The organism is Rhizobium sp. UFLA01-1127 (assembly GCF_059803845.1).
Genome location: NZ_JAUQTZ010000166.1, coordinates 1 through 12,577, shown reverse-complemented (window position 1 = coordinate 12,577; position 12,577 = coordinate 1). Strand labels below are relative to the sequence as shown.

12 protein-coding genes and 3 pseudogenes are annotated in these 12,577 nt (G+C 56.8%); 6 read left to right on the top strand and 9 right to left on the bottom strand.

Going from position 1 to position 12,577, the window contains the following annotated elements; all coding sequences use genetic code 11:
• Positions 1-956: AGE family epimerase/isomerase (locus Q4Q11_RS27935; RefSeq protein WP_498571502.1), on the top strand; the 956-nt coding region annotated here is incomplete at its 5' end.
• A 45-nt stretch (positions 957-1,001) separates the two neighbouring features.
• Here Q4Q11_RS27935 and Q4Q11_RS27930 read toward each other — a convergent pair.
• Both Q4Q11_RS27930 and Q4Q11_RS27925 read right to left on the bottom strand, forming a co-directional pair.
• Complete coding sequence (locus Q4Q11_RS27930) at positions 1,002-1,490, bottom strand: heme-degrading domain-containing protein (RefSeq protein WP_113215404.1); 489 nt, start codon at positions 1,488-1,490, stop codon at positions 1,002-1,004.
• A gap of 57 nt (positions 1,491-1,547) precedes the next feature.
• Positions 1,548-2,486 carry an ATP-grasp fold amidoligase family protein gene (locus tag Q4Q11_RS27925; RefSeq protein ID WP_498571501.1) on the bottom strand — a complete coding sequence of 313 codons (939 nt, stop codon included), beginning with the start codon at positions 2,484-2,486 and terminating at the stop codon, positions 1,548-1,550.
• 92 nt (positions 2,487-2,578) lie between these two features.
• On the opposite strand from Q4Q11_RS27925, the gene Q4Q11_RS27920 reads away from it, so the two are divergent.
• Positions 2,579-4,087 (top strand): oligosaccharide flippase family protein, encoded by a 1,509-nt coding sequence (locus Q4Q11_RS27920; RefSeq protein ID WP_498571500.1) that lies wholly within the window; start codon positions 2,579-2,581, stop codon positions 4,085-4,087.
• Positions 4,088-4,092: 5 nt separating this feature from the next.
• On the opposite strand, the gene Q4Q11_RS27915 is transcribed toward Q4Q11_RS27920, so the two are convergent.
• Complete coding sequence (locus Q4Q11_RS27915; protein WP_498571504.1) at positions 4,093-4,509, bottom strand: hypothetical protein; 417 nt, start codon at positions 4,507-4,509, stop codon at positions 4,093-4,095.
• Between the two features lie 228 nt (positions 4,510-4,737).
• A pseudogene (locus tag Q4Q11_RS27910) lies at positions 4,738-5,196 on the bottom strand (GumK N-terminal domain-containing glycosyltransferase); the annotation flags it as partial.
• A gap of 387 nt (positions 5,197-5,583) precedes the next feature.
• Between Q4Q11_RS27910 and Q4Q11_RS27905 the strand changes: the two are divergent.
• The 3 genes from Q4Q11_RS27905 (at position 5,584) to Q4Q11_RS27895 (ending at position 7,491) form a co-directional block, all read left to right on the top strand.
• Positions 5,584-6,549, top strand: coding sequence for a polysaccharide lyase family 20 protein (locus tag Q4Q11_RS27905; RefSeq protein ID WP_498571499.1), 966 nt, complete (start codon positions 5,584-5,586; stop codon positions 6,547-6,549).
• A gap of 131 nt (positions 6,550-6,680) precedes the next feature.
• The gene (locus Q4Q11_RS27900) at positions 6,681-6,977 is read left to right on the top strand and encodes a hypothetical protein (protein WP_112513217.1); all 297 of its coding nucleotides are present in this window, start codon (positions 6,681-6,683) and stop codon (positions 6,975-6,977) included.
• A gap of 307 nt (positions 6,978-7,284) precedes the next feature.
• On the top strand, positions 7,285-7,491 hold the full coding sequence (locus Q4Q11_RS27895; protein WP_113217730.1) for a hypothetical protein: 207 nt from the start codon (positions 7,285-7,287) through the stop codon (positions 7,489-7,491).
• Between the two features lie 92 nt (positions 7,492-7,583).
• Here the strand turns inward: Q4Q11_RS27895 and Q4Q11_RS27890 are convergent.
• The 4 genes and pseudogenes from Q4Q11_RS27890 to Q4Q11_RS27875 all read right to left on the bottom strand — a co-directional run.
• Positions 7,584-7,937 (bottom strand): annotated as a pseudogene (locus Q4Q11_RS27890) (sugar phosphate isomerase/epimerase); the annotation flags it as partial.
• A pseudogene (locus Q4Q11_RS27885) lies at positions 7,937-8,911 on the bottom strand (DUF1073 domain-containing protein); the annotation flags it as partial. The pseudogenes Q4Q11_RS27890 and Q4Q11_RS27885, both read right to left, overlap by 1 nt.
• 48 nt (positions 8,912-8,959) lie before the next feature.
• Complete coding sequence (gene terL / locus Q4Q11_RS27880) at positions 8,960-10,444, bottom strand: phage terminase large subunit (RefSeq protein ID WP_498571498.1); 1,485 nt, start codon at positions 10,442-10,444, stop codon at positions 8,960-8,962.
• Positions 10,401-10,739, bottom strand: coding sequence for a hypothetical protein (locus Q4Q11_RS27875; protein WP_498571497.1), 339 nt, complete (start codon positions 10,737-10,739; stop codon positions 10,401-10,403). The genes terL and Q4Q11_RS27875 overlap by 44 nt, the downstream gene beginning before the upstream one ends.
• 373 nt (positions 10,740-11,112) lie before the next feature.
• Here Q4Q11_RS27875 and Q4Q11_RS27870 point away from each other — a divergent pair, with 373 nt between their 5' ends.
• Positions 11,113-11,805 (top strand): class I SAM-dependent methyltransferase, encoded by a 693-nt coding sequence (locus tag Q4Q11_RS27870; RefSeq protein WP_498571496.1) that lies wholly within the window; start codon positions 11,113-11,115, stop codon positions 11,803-11,805.
• 71 nt (positions 11,806-11,876) lie between these two features.
• Here the strand turns inward: Q4Q11_RS27870 and Q4Q11_RS27865 are convergent, their stop codons facing one another.
• Positions 11,877-12,542, bottom strand: coding sequence for a DUF6362 family protein (locus tag Q4Q11_RS27865; protein WP_498571503.1), 666 nt, complete (start codon positions 12,540-12,542; stop codon positions 11,877-11,879).
• Between the last annotated feature and the right edge of the window lie 35 nt (positions 12,543-12,577).

Below are 12,577 nucleotides of genomic sequence, written 5' to 3'. Positions count from 1 at the left end.
GCGACACGGAGCATGGCGGCTACTTTTGGTCGCTGAACAATGACGGCCCCGTTGATTCCAGCAAGCAGGGCTATGGCCACGCTTTCGTGCTGCTTGCAGCCTCATCCGCAAAGACGATCGGCCATCCAATGGCCGATGGCATGCTTGCCGACGTCACGGAAATCCTGAACAAGAAGTTCTGGGAAGCAAAGCATGGCGCGATTGCCGAGGAGTTCAATCGGGATTGGTCGCTGATCGATGGCGGCACCTATCGCGGCCAAAATTCCAACATGCATTTGACGGAAGCCCTGATGGCCGCTTTCGAAGCGACCGGCGACAAGGCATATCTCGAAAAGGCGGAGGGTATCGCCGATCTCGTCATTCGCCGCTCGGCCGGGTCGGTCGGCTGGCGCGTTGCCGAACACTTCAACGCCAATTGGGTGCTCGACAAGAATTACCGCGGCAACGAGATGTTCCGTCCGTCGGGGACGACTCCTGGACATTGGCTGGAATGGGCGCGTCTCATCCTGCAGCTTTGGTCGTTGGGGGAAAAGCGGCATGACTGGATGCCGGAGGCGGCCAAGGGTCTCTTCTCTCAGTCGATGTCACTCGGCTGGGACAATGAGAAAAGCGGTTTCTTCTATACGCTCGACTGGGAAGATGCGCCCGCGAAACGCAATAAGCTCTGGTGGCCGGCCTGCGAGGGTGCCGGTGCCGCTCATTATCTGAACGAGCATTTGCCGAGCGATTTCCATGAGGAAAGCTATCGCAAGATCTGGAGTGTAATCGGCCAAGCTTTCATCGATCACTCCAATGGCGGCTGGCATGAGGAACTGACGGAAGACCTCGTTCCCGCTCATACGCTGTTCCCGGGCAAAGGCGACATATATCACGCCTTGCAGGCGTGCCTGATCCCCCTCTTCCCGGCAACGGGCAGCCTGACAAAGGTTATCGCGGAGGCTGGCGGCAAAATTTGAGATTGCTGAAGGCGGTGCCCACTCGGCTTGCGCCGCCTCAGCGCTCTATGCGAGGCTGAGATTGTGAAGCTCGTGGCCGAGGGTCAGCGCCAGCGCCTCAACGACGAGATTGTGGTCCTCGCGTTGTGGAAGGCCTGAAACGGTGACGGCGCCGATGCAGCCCGTGCCATTGACGAAAATCGGAAAGCTGCCCCCGGATGCGGCAAAGTCTGCGCTGGAAAGCCCGTTATCCTCGATCGTTTTCCCCTGTTGCTGCAGCCGCAGGGTGCTGGCATAGCTACTGCGGAAGTAGCGCAAGACCATATTGCGCTTCCTGCGAATCCAGCTGGAATTATCGGGTGTAGAACCAGGTAAGGCTACGTAGAAAACCGGCATCGAATGCAGCGTGATATCGATGGCAACGCCCAGATTGCGTTCGTTTGCCAGGTCACGCAGCAGCTTGCCGAGCACCCATGCGGTCGAAAGGTCGAAAGCGTCGAAACGTAGCGTTTCCTCTTGCAGGGCAATACGAGTGAGGTCCTGGTCGATCGTCATGGAAAACCTTCCTTGCAAATAGATCCCTATCAAACGCGGAGAGAAAGATTTGTCCATCTATCTCTTTGGTATTTCAAAACCAAGCTGCCACTTCTGACCGAGGGAGAGATCATATTCTTCAGGCTCGAACGCCTCGAAGCCACCGCCCGGATAGAAGGTCAGTTCGCCCACGCGGACCCATTCCGCGGACGCGTAGAGATCGACACGAACGAAATCGATATCATGAGCGACCGTTTCAGCGACATGGATCATTTCGTCGAGTCTCGGCGGACGTGCCACCTCACCCGGATAAAGGCTGAGATAATCCCGGTCGTAGAACGGCAGCTTCTGCCAATCGGGCGTATAGTTGCATGAATAGCCTCGACCGTTCTCGCGTATGTCGATTTCGATATGCGATACCTTGCCGCCGAACGTAAAAAGCCGGTAGTCCCAAGGAACTCGGCCATCGACCAGAAGCATGCTCTCTATGAGAATGCGAGGTTCCAATTGGCTGTAAGCCCATTCCCTGTTGTAGGAGGCATGATTGATCGCCAGCCATTCGGCGGAGGGGTTGTCCCTGAGGAGCCGATCGACATCGGCCTCCCCATAGAGAAACCGTCCTGCTCCGCCCGCATGTGTCGGCTTAATCACGGCCGGCAAGGAGATCTCAGGCCAATTCACAGAGGCCAGATCGGTCCCTACCCAAAGCGTGGGGATGATATATTGGCCACCAACCCTTTCCGCAATCAGCACTTTCGCAGCCGCCTTGTCCACGAAATGCGGAAGGAGAGGATTGCGGTCGTATAGTTTCCGCGCCTGCACCTTGTCGGTAAAAGTTTGAGGCGATGTCAGATTGGGGAACTTGCCGCGAATGACGCGATATTTTAACGCGCAATAAGGCTTGTCGGGCAAAGGCGACATGAAACGCCATAAAAGATTGTGTGCACGCTCGCGCAATCCCTTCTGCAGATATCCCGGAATGACGAATCCATCTCGCTCGACGACTCGATCTGTCATGGTGATCGCCTCGAATTTCAACTAGAACGCAAGTAAAACTACCAGCCGGCCTTTAACACAGGGTTATGCGTCAGTTCGCAAAATAGGTGACCATGAGTGCATCCACATCCAATCTTCTCAAGAGTTCGCTGATCAGCCTGGCTGCTACATTCGTCTCGCTGGCCGCAGGCTTCGTAAGCAGCATCATCGCCGCCCGACTGCTCGGCCCGGCAGGGTCCGGCAAGGTCGCCTACGCTTTGTGGGTTGCGACGTCCGCTGCGGTACTGGCCGACATGGGCTTGCCGCAAACCATGCTGCGCAACGCTGGCAGCCTTTCGGGCGATGGCGATACATGGATGGCGTTGGTTCACACGGCCCTGCGCAGTTTCCTCGTCTCTGCCAGCATGATCGGTGCCGCCATTCTTCTCTTTGCGGCAATCATTTACGCGCATAGCGATGCCGAACATGCCTGGTTTTGGCTGATTACCGGAATCCTGTTCCTGAGCTATGCATTCTACGCATTCTCGACAGCCGTGGCGCGCAGCAGAAGCCGCTTCGCTCAGACGGCCCGCACCACCGTGCTGGGTGGCGCGATGCAAGTTCCGCTCGTCTTCGTCGGAGCGTGGTTGATGGGGCCGGCGGGCGCCTTGATCGGCTATGTCGCCCGCTATCTGCCGCAAGCATTGAAACTGCGCGACTACATCGATTCCGGTACAAAATACACACGCACGACGCTGACACCGGAGATGTTGCGCTACGGCCGATATATGTGGTTCAGCGATCTCATCGAAATCCTCGTCCTTTCGCGCATCGAATTCCTGTTTCTCGGCGTTTTTCTGTCCCCAACCAGCATCGGTTACTTTGCCACAGGTCTCGGCCTGGCTGGCCTCATCGAACAGGTCATGCTCCAGATATCTCCGGCATTGATCGTTAATTTCACCGCTGCCCATGCGAAAAACGATCAGCAATCGCTCGATGCCGCATATGGGCGCGTTATCCGTATGGTTGCTCTGATCATGCTGCCGATCAGTCTGGGTGGAGCAGCGGTCATGCCCGAGCTTTTGCCACTGATATTCGGCAATGCTTTCGAGCCCGCCATTCCGGCAGCGGCTACTCTGCTCGCCTTTGTCTGGCTCGCAGGCATGTCCGTGATCCCCTGGAGTATGATTGGAGCATCCGGACGCAGCGCCGTTTTGCTGCGCGTGCAGATTACGAGCGGTCTATCGACGATCCTCTTACTGACAATTCTCGTGCCTCTATTCGGCCTGGAGGGTGCGGCTCTCGCTCGAGCGGCCATCGTGACATTGACGTTTATGCTTCTCTGTCGGATGGCTTGGAAATATGTGAAAGTTGCCGTCCCTGTCGTCGCTTTGGCAAAAGCCATGCTCGCGGCAATTCTTTGCGCAGGCGCTGCAGGTCTCTGCATTTACGGTCTCGACGGGCTGCCGGCGCTTGCAAGCGCGATCCTCGCCGGAGCGATCGCTTATGCGCTGGCAATCCGCTTTTTGCATTTGATTACGCCGGAAGACGCTAGAATTTTCATGGATACGACAGGCGGAAAATTATCGAGCGGGTTGCGCCGGTTCGCCAACAGACTGCTAGACTTTCTCGCATCCGGCTGAGTTGATCACATCGTCTCGAAGGCAGCCGCCAAAGTTTGCTGCGCAACCTGCTCCCAGGTCATTATTCCCTCGCGAAAAGCCGCCGAACGTCGCATCCTCAACGCTGCATCGATCTTCGCGCGCCAATCGGCCTCGCCTTCAAGGCGATAAGCAATGCCATTGGCACGCGCAAAGGACACAAGATCAGGGAGTAGGATTGGCAGACCACAATAGCTGTATTGTGCGAGTTTCAAGCTCGATTCCGCCAGATAGACCTCATCTGTCGTAAGGCGATAGGGCGCAATGCCGAAATCGGCATGCTGCAGATAGGGGACGATGCCCTCGAAGTCCCTTTCGCCATGGATGGTGATATTCGGCAGAACCCAGCCGCTCCATGCTGCGCCGAAGATATGGAAGTTCACATCCGGCGCAGCGGCTGCCATGGCGGCAACCGAAGTTTGGTCGAAAAGCATGTTGCCGATAGAAACCGCATTGCGGCTTGCCGGTAGATATGGAGATGGCTGCTCGCGGTCAAACAGCGTAGCGTCGACACATTGAGGGATAACTCGCACGCGCCCACCCGGTGGAAGCATAGCCCCAAGCTTTTCCGAAGGGACGCAAACGATATCGAAGCGTCCAATCCGCCGAGCCTCAATGTCCTGCAGCACACGCGCCGTGCCGATCGTTTTCAGCAGATCGCGACAAAAATACAAAGTTCGCGCCTTCGAGTTCAGCTTTTTGACTTTATCGAAAAATGCGAGTGCGGAGCCGCTTTCAATCAGGATCAAATCCGCATCGGCAACCGCATTGCGTGCAAAATTTGGAAGGTAGCTGCCATAGAGCCGAAAGAATCCCGCATTTGTCGCATTCAAAAAGCGATTGCTGGAGCTGAAGGCATGCAGCGGCGGAAGATAGGCGCCGGCTCTCAAGTTGGCGGCGACGGTCTGAAATCGATTTGCCTGCTCTTGAAATAGGGCACGAAAACGCTGCCGATCCTTGAGCAGCGTCAGCCAGCTATGGCCTATCGTAAGAAAATGGACTTCGTGGCCCTGCTCAGCCCAGCGGGATGCGATGAAATGGACTGACGCCTTGCGATAGCCACGCAGAAACGCATGTGACGTCAGAATCACGATCTTTCGTCGCGGCTCGGCCGCATTAGTGGCCAACTCCACTTCCCTATTTGCCAAAGGCAGTCCCCAATAGCAACCTTCAGCCGGCTTATCTCATGACCGACGTCCAAACCCAGATGAGATTGCAGCGCGAACATTCATGTCCGGGGCGCCAATAGCCGCAATCAATGCCCAACTCCGTGCAGATATGGACCGCAAAGCGTCTAACATACGGTTAAAGTTGCACTGCCAATCCTCACATTAAGAGGTTGCATCTCTCTCAGATTTGATCGGAAGTGATCTGAAAACCATCCACCAATCTTGAACCGATACAGCGCTCGCTTGCCTGCGGAGCGCGAACAGGTCATTGCTAAGGCTACATGAATGTCCCCACAGGAATGTTTCAACATGAATGCCAAATTCACCCTGCCCGCCATTCTTGCCTGTACATGTGCAGCGCCGGCTTTAGCGGACAATCCGGCTCAATTGGTGCTGCGCGACGGATTCGACGGCAGGGACTTCGCTCCCTCAGGCCATCTCTACTATCGCGATAATTCCGAGCAGAAGGCAGGAACGATCGAGTTTCAATCAGAAGTTAAGCGCAGCGGCACCGGTGCACTTAAACTCAGTGTTAAACCACTCTGCCAACCGGGCCAAGAAAACTGCAGCGAGAGAGCGGAGATATGGGAGCGCACTAAATATCGAGTACCTTACGATCAAGGAGTTTGGTACGGCTTCGCGGTGAAGTTCGTCGATCCCATTCCTTCCGGCGATCATCGTTATCTGATCGCGCAGTGGAAACGGGAAATCGGTCCGAAAGCGGAAGGTGACTTCAGCCCCTTCCTGGCGCTACGGCTCAACAACGGCAAACTCTTTGCAACCGTTGAAACCAACTACGTTGCTCCCGTCAAGAAACATGAGCCGGGGAACGATAAGAAAGCCTGCAGCGACGACGAGACACCGGTCTGGTTCCGCTCGGACACCAATCAAATGCGTGCGCTGGTCGCTACGGATGACAACTGGAGCGAGAGCGACGGTCAGGAATTCACAGGCTGCACCGATGCAATCAAAATAATCAACCGGGGTAACAAGCTGCCGAGAGCAGCATCTGGGTGGATAGATTTCGCCATATATAGCAAACCCGGTCCAGACGGCTCGGGCCACATTGAAATATTCGCTAATAACAAATGGATTGTTACGGTTACCGGCCATATAGGACATGCCGACCACGGACTCGGAAGGCATCAATATTTCAAGTTTGGTCCTTATCGCGCTGCAGATACTACAATATGGACCCTATACTATGACGATTTCCGCCGTTCTCCCCGCTGTGCCGATGTATTATCGGATCCGAGCCTTTGCCCGATGAAGTGAGAGCGACCAGGAATACGTTGATCATAGATAAGCAAGACGAAGAGCCAGCTCTGGAAGCGGATTTTTTAGCAGATCGGCCGAACTTTTTCCCTTTTCACTAGTTATCCTTTTTCGTGAAGGAGGTAACCGAAATGCTTACTACCCATCGCGATTGCCAACAGCATGTAAAAAGGAATGCAATACCATCCCTGGGCGAGATCGAGGGACGAGTTGCAGTCCTTGAAATCGTGGCTCAGTCTGCGCTGACGCACGTTTTTGACGAAGGAGAGGTCGATACCGACGCAGCCTTGCTGGCTCAAATTCGCAGAGCCATGCACCACAAGTGCAAACAACTAAAGCTTGACGGAGAAGACACGGCATCGGCACTTTCATACGCCGAAGAGTTGATCGAAGCCGCAGTCAAGGCGTCACATACAATTCGTCAATGATGCCTTCTAGGCCAAAGCTCGTCCTATCTCTTTTGGTGGCGCTGGCAATTACGCTTGGCGCCCTCTTGTTTATTGCACCTCACGACACGAAGGATAGGCTTGCACACCCTTCGGCCCAGCCAGGAACTCATCAAAGCCCGCAGTGATGTATCGAAAAGGCCATGTGTTACATTGAGAGACACGTTCCCTGTCCCATATCAGGCAACGTTAACGCCGCGCGACGAACGCGGTTGCAAATTTCCAAAACCAAAGCAGTGTTCGCTTAATTCCACCCGGTATCAAGCTTCAACAATGAATGGTGTAGCGAATGTCTATGATGGTCAACGCGTCGCTTTATCCCGACGATATCGATGTTCTCGCAGGAGCGCTTTTTACATGGTGCGCCGAACGCAGCATCAAGCTGAAAAGTCAGGAAGGTCTGTCGGCGGCTAATATAGCCATTGATCTCTATGATGCCGGTTATCAAACACAGGATAGGCTACTGGGGGCGCTGCATGATCACGAATTTCATTGACGGCCGGTGCATACAATCCTCTCCATATGGAACATGAGGACATGCGCCCTGCACGGCACGCCAGAAAGGCTCCAAATGTAGCGTGACCGATTTTAGGCCGCCGCAGCGTCTTTCAAGGCATCCACAATACAGTCTCGTTCATCGAGAAGGCCGGACCATTCATCCTGATGATATGTCGAGTCATAGATCAGCGTGAAAGGACCTTTATAGCCGGCGATATCGGAGAGCTTGACGCAGCGAACATAGTCCTCCACATCAAGGCCTGCTGCCGAATAGCGCCCTTTTGCATGACAAAGTTCCGCGCGCCCCATGATGCTTGCGAGATCGTGGTATTTCGCGGCACGCTCCCAGTTACCGAAGTCTCCATTCAGACCAACTTTGCCGCCCAACGAATCGAGAATTCGATTGACCTCTTTGGGTCCGGGCAACAGGTCAAACCAATTTTCTTCATGTCGGCGGTGCCAGTCGCATTCATGCCAGCGGGCGATTGACCAAGCAATCGCGTGACCGGAATGTCGGCCGCGCCGGCAACGATCTGCAGGAAGGCCATCAGAATATCCGTGAGGCCGGAAAGCGGCGCACTCTTGCTGTCGTATTCCTCTTCAGAATCGAGGATCAGCGTCCCGTTGACGCCCTTGATCGTGTTGGCGAGCGCATAGCGGCGCAGCACGGCATCTTCATAGGCCTGATTGCCGATATTGGCGGAGAATTGCGGAACCTTGATAATGTCGATCTTGGCCTCGAAGACCAAACTGGCGATGTTGGCCGCCGTGCTGTCCGCATTCTTGATCGCATCGAAGGTCGCGGCCAGCACGCTTTCGCCCCAGACCTGATTGCTCATCCCGCCAAATTCTTCATTCGGCATCATGGCCCCTTTGAAGATGACGAGGCGGGATGGATGAAGGATCACCTGCATGCCGTTGGCGCCCGTCAGCGTGTAGAATTTGGGCTTGCCGTACCATTCCGAGGCCGGATCACTGTCGATGTCGCCAGCAGCCAGTTGCCGGCGGGTCAGCACGGTAAGGTGCTTGATACCACCCTTCCCGATCCGCTCCGCCTCGAGCGGCAATGCCGGATCGGCATCCTCGGAACCGATGAACAGGGCCGCACCACCGAAAAGACGCGCCTTCGTCGATGCTTCCAGCACTTTTCCGCGTAGATTGAGCCGGCGCTCTTCGGCATCGATCAGCCCGATCTGATCGCCTGCCGCCTGCCAGGTTCGCTATTTCCGGCAGCTATCCAGCGCCGGAATATCGACGATCTTGCGCGGCAGCCAAGAGCCGCGATAAGCGGCGATGATCTGCTCGTCCGTCAGGATCGGCTGCGTGTAGAAAACCGATGCCGCCTTGTCGCGGTCGGTGCCCATGCGGGATGCAAGGCTCATCAATCCGTCGCGAACCATCGAGAATACCTGCCCCATGGATTGTCCTTTGATGTCTTGTGATGAAGGGGCTCGTACCAGTCGAGCCTAGAAGTTGCTGAAGCTGAAGGACGAACTCAGCGCAAGTTCGTTCAAAGCATCGGCGAAGGCATCGACCTGATCGTCGAATTGCCCGTTTGGAAAGGCACAGATCTCATCGAGAAATGCTTCGTTCCAGTCCCCGCTCAAAAGCTTGACGTTCCCCGCTTCAGCCTGTGCCGACGCCGGTTTGGCGCGCGTAGCCTTGTCGCCGGTTGGAGATATGGCTTTCACGGGAAAGCCAGCCAGCAGCTTGATCTTGGTTTCCGCGTCAGCTTTGCCGGCCGCACCCGGATCCTGCGGCATGCGGATCGTCACCGTCGGCCCGTCCTGCGATGCAGTGTTCTTGAGATTGCGCTCCACCTCGGCGGGCGACCAGCGCCCCCGCGCGATGGTTTCGACATAGAAAACACCATCGATCAAAACCATGCGCAGACCGACGGTCCAGTCCGGCTTGCGGCCGGGGCGCGCTTTCGAAGCGGCGAAATCCCAGGCGCGACAACGCCTTGCACCTGAAGGCAGCACCTCGACGATCTCGAAATCGCCGCGCTGAAATAGACCGCCAGAGCGAGGCGCAGGCCGCTGCTGAAACTGGCCGGCCACCGCATAGGAGCCAAGCGGGATCTTGTCCCGCTCGACGACCGCCCGAGGAAAACGCTGCGGAAAAAGCAGCTCGCCCTCCTCCGTCCTCGGATCGGCAAATCCGATCGAGGTCCTGCAACGGCGTTCCGGTTCGAATTCCATCGGCAGCATCAGGTGCTCGTAGCCGAGCCCAAGCGCCAGAATCGTGCCGGAGACATCCGCCTCGTGCAACCGCTGCATCACGACGACGATCGCCGACCGCTGGGGATCGTTGAGCCGCGTCGGCACGGATTCGCGAAAGGTGCGAACCGTCGACAGCCGCTCCGCTTCCGATTCCGCCCCATCGACAGAATGAGGATCGTCGATGATGACGCGATCGCCGCGTCCGCCCGTCAACCTCGAGAACGGCACCCCCAGCCGCGAGCCCGTGCAGCTATTGGCGAAAGCCATCTCGCCGGTTCGCGTCAGCTTGACGCGGTCGCCCCAGAGCGTCTGATACCATTCAGACGCGACGAGGTCGCGCATGCGCCTATTGTCGCGCTTTGCATAATGTTCCGAATAGGAGGCGCCGAGATAGCGCATCTGCGGCTTGCCCTTCGGCCCCCATTCCCACGCGGGCCAGAAGACGCCGCACAGAAGCGATTTCATCGTGCCTGGCGGCACATTGATCAGCAGCCGGGTAATCTCACCCGAGGTCACCGCCTCGAGATGCAGGCAGATGGCGTCGATGTGCCAGCCATGGACATAGTCGACCGAGGGCTCGACGACATGCCAGGCCTCCCGGACGAACCTGGTCAGCGACTGGCAGTTGGCGCGAATTCGCTCGGCATCGGTGGCAATCCGGGTGGCGACCTCTGCCCGCTCACGCTCAGCTATCCGCTTTGCCCTCTCCTCCTCGATCGCTGCCATCATCGTCGCCGGATCCGGCAAGCGGACCGAAGAGAGATTCGAGTATCGCAAGCTGCTCATCCGTGGCATTGGTTAGGTCGATGGTGACGCCGCGGCCTCCCTTGGCCCCGGCGCCAGAGCGTTCGCTAGGTTTCTGATGAACATAGGAGGCCGCAATCTTCGCCATTTCATCGCGTCGCTTTTGATCGGCCTCGTCGTCGCGCATCACTTTCAACATATAGTCGAGCGGGGTATCGTCGGCGGAAACGGCCTTGCGACGGCGCGCGCGCGGCGCGACCGGCTTCTCGGCATTGGACATGCTTCATAATTTCCGATGGGATTTTGAAGGAAGCAAGCGGCTCAGAACATCGCCTGCGGTCAACAGCGCGTCGCTGCAACTGTTCTCATCATGCCAAAATGAATACTCTAATTCGGTGCAGTTGGCGACACCCACTAAGGACGACCGACACGCAAGAAATGTGGGCCTTGACGGACGCTGCGAATAACAGATTGAAATCGCGCTCAAATACCGGATTTTACAGTCCGACGGATTCAGCGATATGGCCTGCAATTCGCGAAAATACCTGAGATCGGCGATCGAAATCAATCAAGGAAAGACCTCAAGCCCATCCGTGCCATGCTCCCGCTGGAGTAAGGCCAGATCAAAGTTCAAGATATGCAAGGACCGCCAGATGGGAATCTCGGCAAAACACGGAGAAACATTGGAGCGCGGTTCGGATGATGCCACCAGCCCGGATCGGATTCGACGGTTTATCGCCGCCAATCTTCCGGTCCAAACTGTTCCCGGCATTCCGGACATTCGCCTGCATAAAGCAGGTCCGCAAAGCGGGTTACGGCGCCTCGCGGGGCGGGATCCGCAGTTCGGCTCACCCTATTGGGCTCATTATTGGGGAGGAGGCCTGGTTTTGGCCCGCTATCTTCTGGATAGGACGGAACGAGTGGCCGGTCTTCGTGTGCTCGATCTCGGCGCCGGTTCGGGAATTGTCGGGATTGCAGCCGCGAAGGCAGGTGCGGCGAAAGTTCATGCCGCCGACGTCGATCCCTATGCGATCTTGGCCATCGAGCTCAACACGGCGCTCAATGGAGTGACGATCGACACGATGCTCGGCGATTTGACGAAAGGGAAGCCGCCAAAAGTCGACCTTATATGTGTCGGCGATCTTTTCTATGAAGCGGCGCTTGCAAAGAGCGTCATCGCATTTCTGGATTGCTGCCTTGCGCAAGGAATTGCGGTTTTGATCGGCGATCCATGGCGAGCCCATCTGCCGAAGCCACGACTTCGGCTTCTGGCAGAATACGCGGTCCCGGATTTCGGTGAAGATGCAGCAAGAACGCGCCCCGCCGGTGTCTTTGCGTTCAAGTAAAGAAAGTCACCGATTGGAGACATTGGTGGTTTCGGCCGCAATGCGGGTTCGGACCGCAATTGTCGCTGAAACTAAGCTTTCATCTTGGCGCGCCGGCGGTTTCCGCGCTCTAGTCGCCTGGCCAATTCGGCAAGTTCCGGACTGGCCGCATCGAAAACGGGTCGCGCGTCATCCGGCAGCCAATGGGTTTCATGCCTGGGCATCGGAGGCCTTACCCGGTCGAGACCACCAGGCGAATTCGGCATCATCGGCGATATGCGCGACCAGTCCGGTTCCTGCAACATCGGGGAGACAGCGAGAAGCGCGCCCGAAAGCTTCTGGAACTCGCTTTGAATGCGCCGCTCGGCCGTGCGGCGTACGCGGCCGGTTCTCGCGCAGAAATCCCGGAAGGACCCGGCAACATGGGGCGCGGCAAGACAAACGGACCAGCGAGAAAGCAGAATGCGCCGTTCCTCGTCCGTGACGTAAACACGCGACCATTCCTGCAGGACTTCCTCCGCCCGGCTGATGGCTGCAGCACTCGGGCGATAACGAACGCGAATATCGGTATGATCCATCGGCTCCGGCAACACCTCCGGCCAAAGCGTCCGCATCCTGTCGGGGCGGACACCGCGCACATCGAGATGAACCATCGTATCGGCAGCCTCGATGAAACGGGCACGCACTATCAGGCTTAGGTCGGCGATTTCAGCCGCGCGATCGGACAAATCATCAAACTGCAAGGCGGACCGGTGCATCAAGTCGTTTCTCCAATTCCTGATAGATCAGCGTG

What these genes read in the sequence shown, in the direction of transcription:
- Q4Q11_RS27895 (WP_113217730.1), top strand. Translation starts at nt 7,285, where the DNA reads ATGTCTATGATGGTCAACGCGTCGCTTTATCCCGACGATATCGATGTT.
- Q4Q11_RS27870 (WP_498571496.1), top strand. Translation starts at nt 11,113, where the DNA reads ATGGGAATCTCGGCAAAACACGGAGAAACATTGGAGCGCGGTTCGGAT.
- Q4Q11_RS27925 (WP_498571501.1), bottom strand. Translation starts at nt 2,486, where the DNA reads ATGACAGATCGAGTCGTCGAGCGAGATGGATTCGTCATTCCGGGATAT.
- Q4Q11_RS27875 (WP_498571497.1), bottom strand. Translation starts at nt 10,739, where the DNA reads ATGTCCAATGCCGAGAAGCCGGTCGCGCCGCGCGCGCGCCGTCGCAAG.
- Q4Q11_RS27915 (WP_498571504.1), bottom strand. Translation starts at nt 4,509, where the DNA reads ATGGCAGCCGCTGCGCCGGATGTGAACTTCCATATCTTCGGCGCAGCA.
- Q4Q11_RS27905 (WP_498571499.1), top strand. Translation starts at nt 5,584, where the DNA reads ATGAATGCCAAATTCACCCTGCCCGCCATTCTTGCCTGTACATGTGCA.
- Q4Q11_RS27865 (WP_498571503.1), bottom strand. Translation starts at nt 12,542, where the DNA reads ATGCACCGGTCCGCCTTGCAGTTTGATGATTTGTCCGATCGCGCGGCT.
- Q4Q11_RS27920 (WP_498571500.1), top strand. Translation starts at nt 2,579, where the DNA reads ATGAGTGCATCCACATCCAATCTTCTCAAGAGTTCGCTGATCAGCCTG.
- terL (WP_498571498.1), bottom strand. Translation starts at nt 10,444, where the DNA reads ATGATGGCAGCGATCGAGGAGGAGAGGGCAAAGCGGATAGCTGAGCGT.
- Q4Q11_RS27930 (WP_113215404.1), bottom strand. Translation starts at nt 1,490, where the DNA reads ATGACGATCGACCAGGACCTCACTCGTATTGCCCTGCAAGAGGAAACG.
- Q4Q11_RS27900 (WP_112513217.1), top strand. Translation starts at nt 6,681, where the DNA reads ATGCTTACTACCCATCGCGATTGCCAACAGCATGTAAAAAGGAATGCA.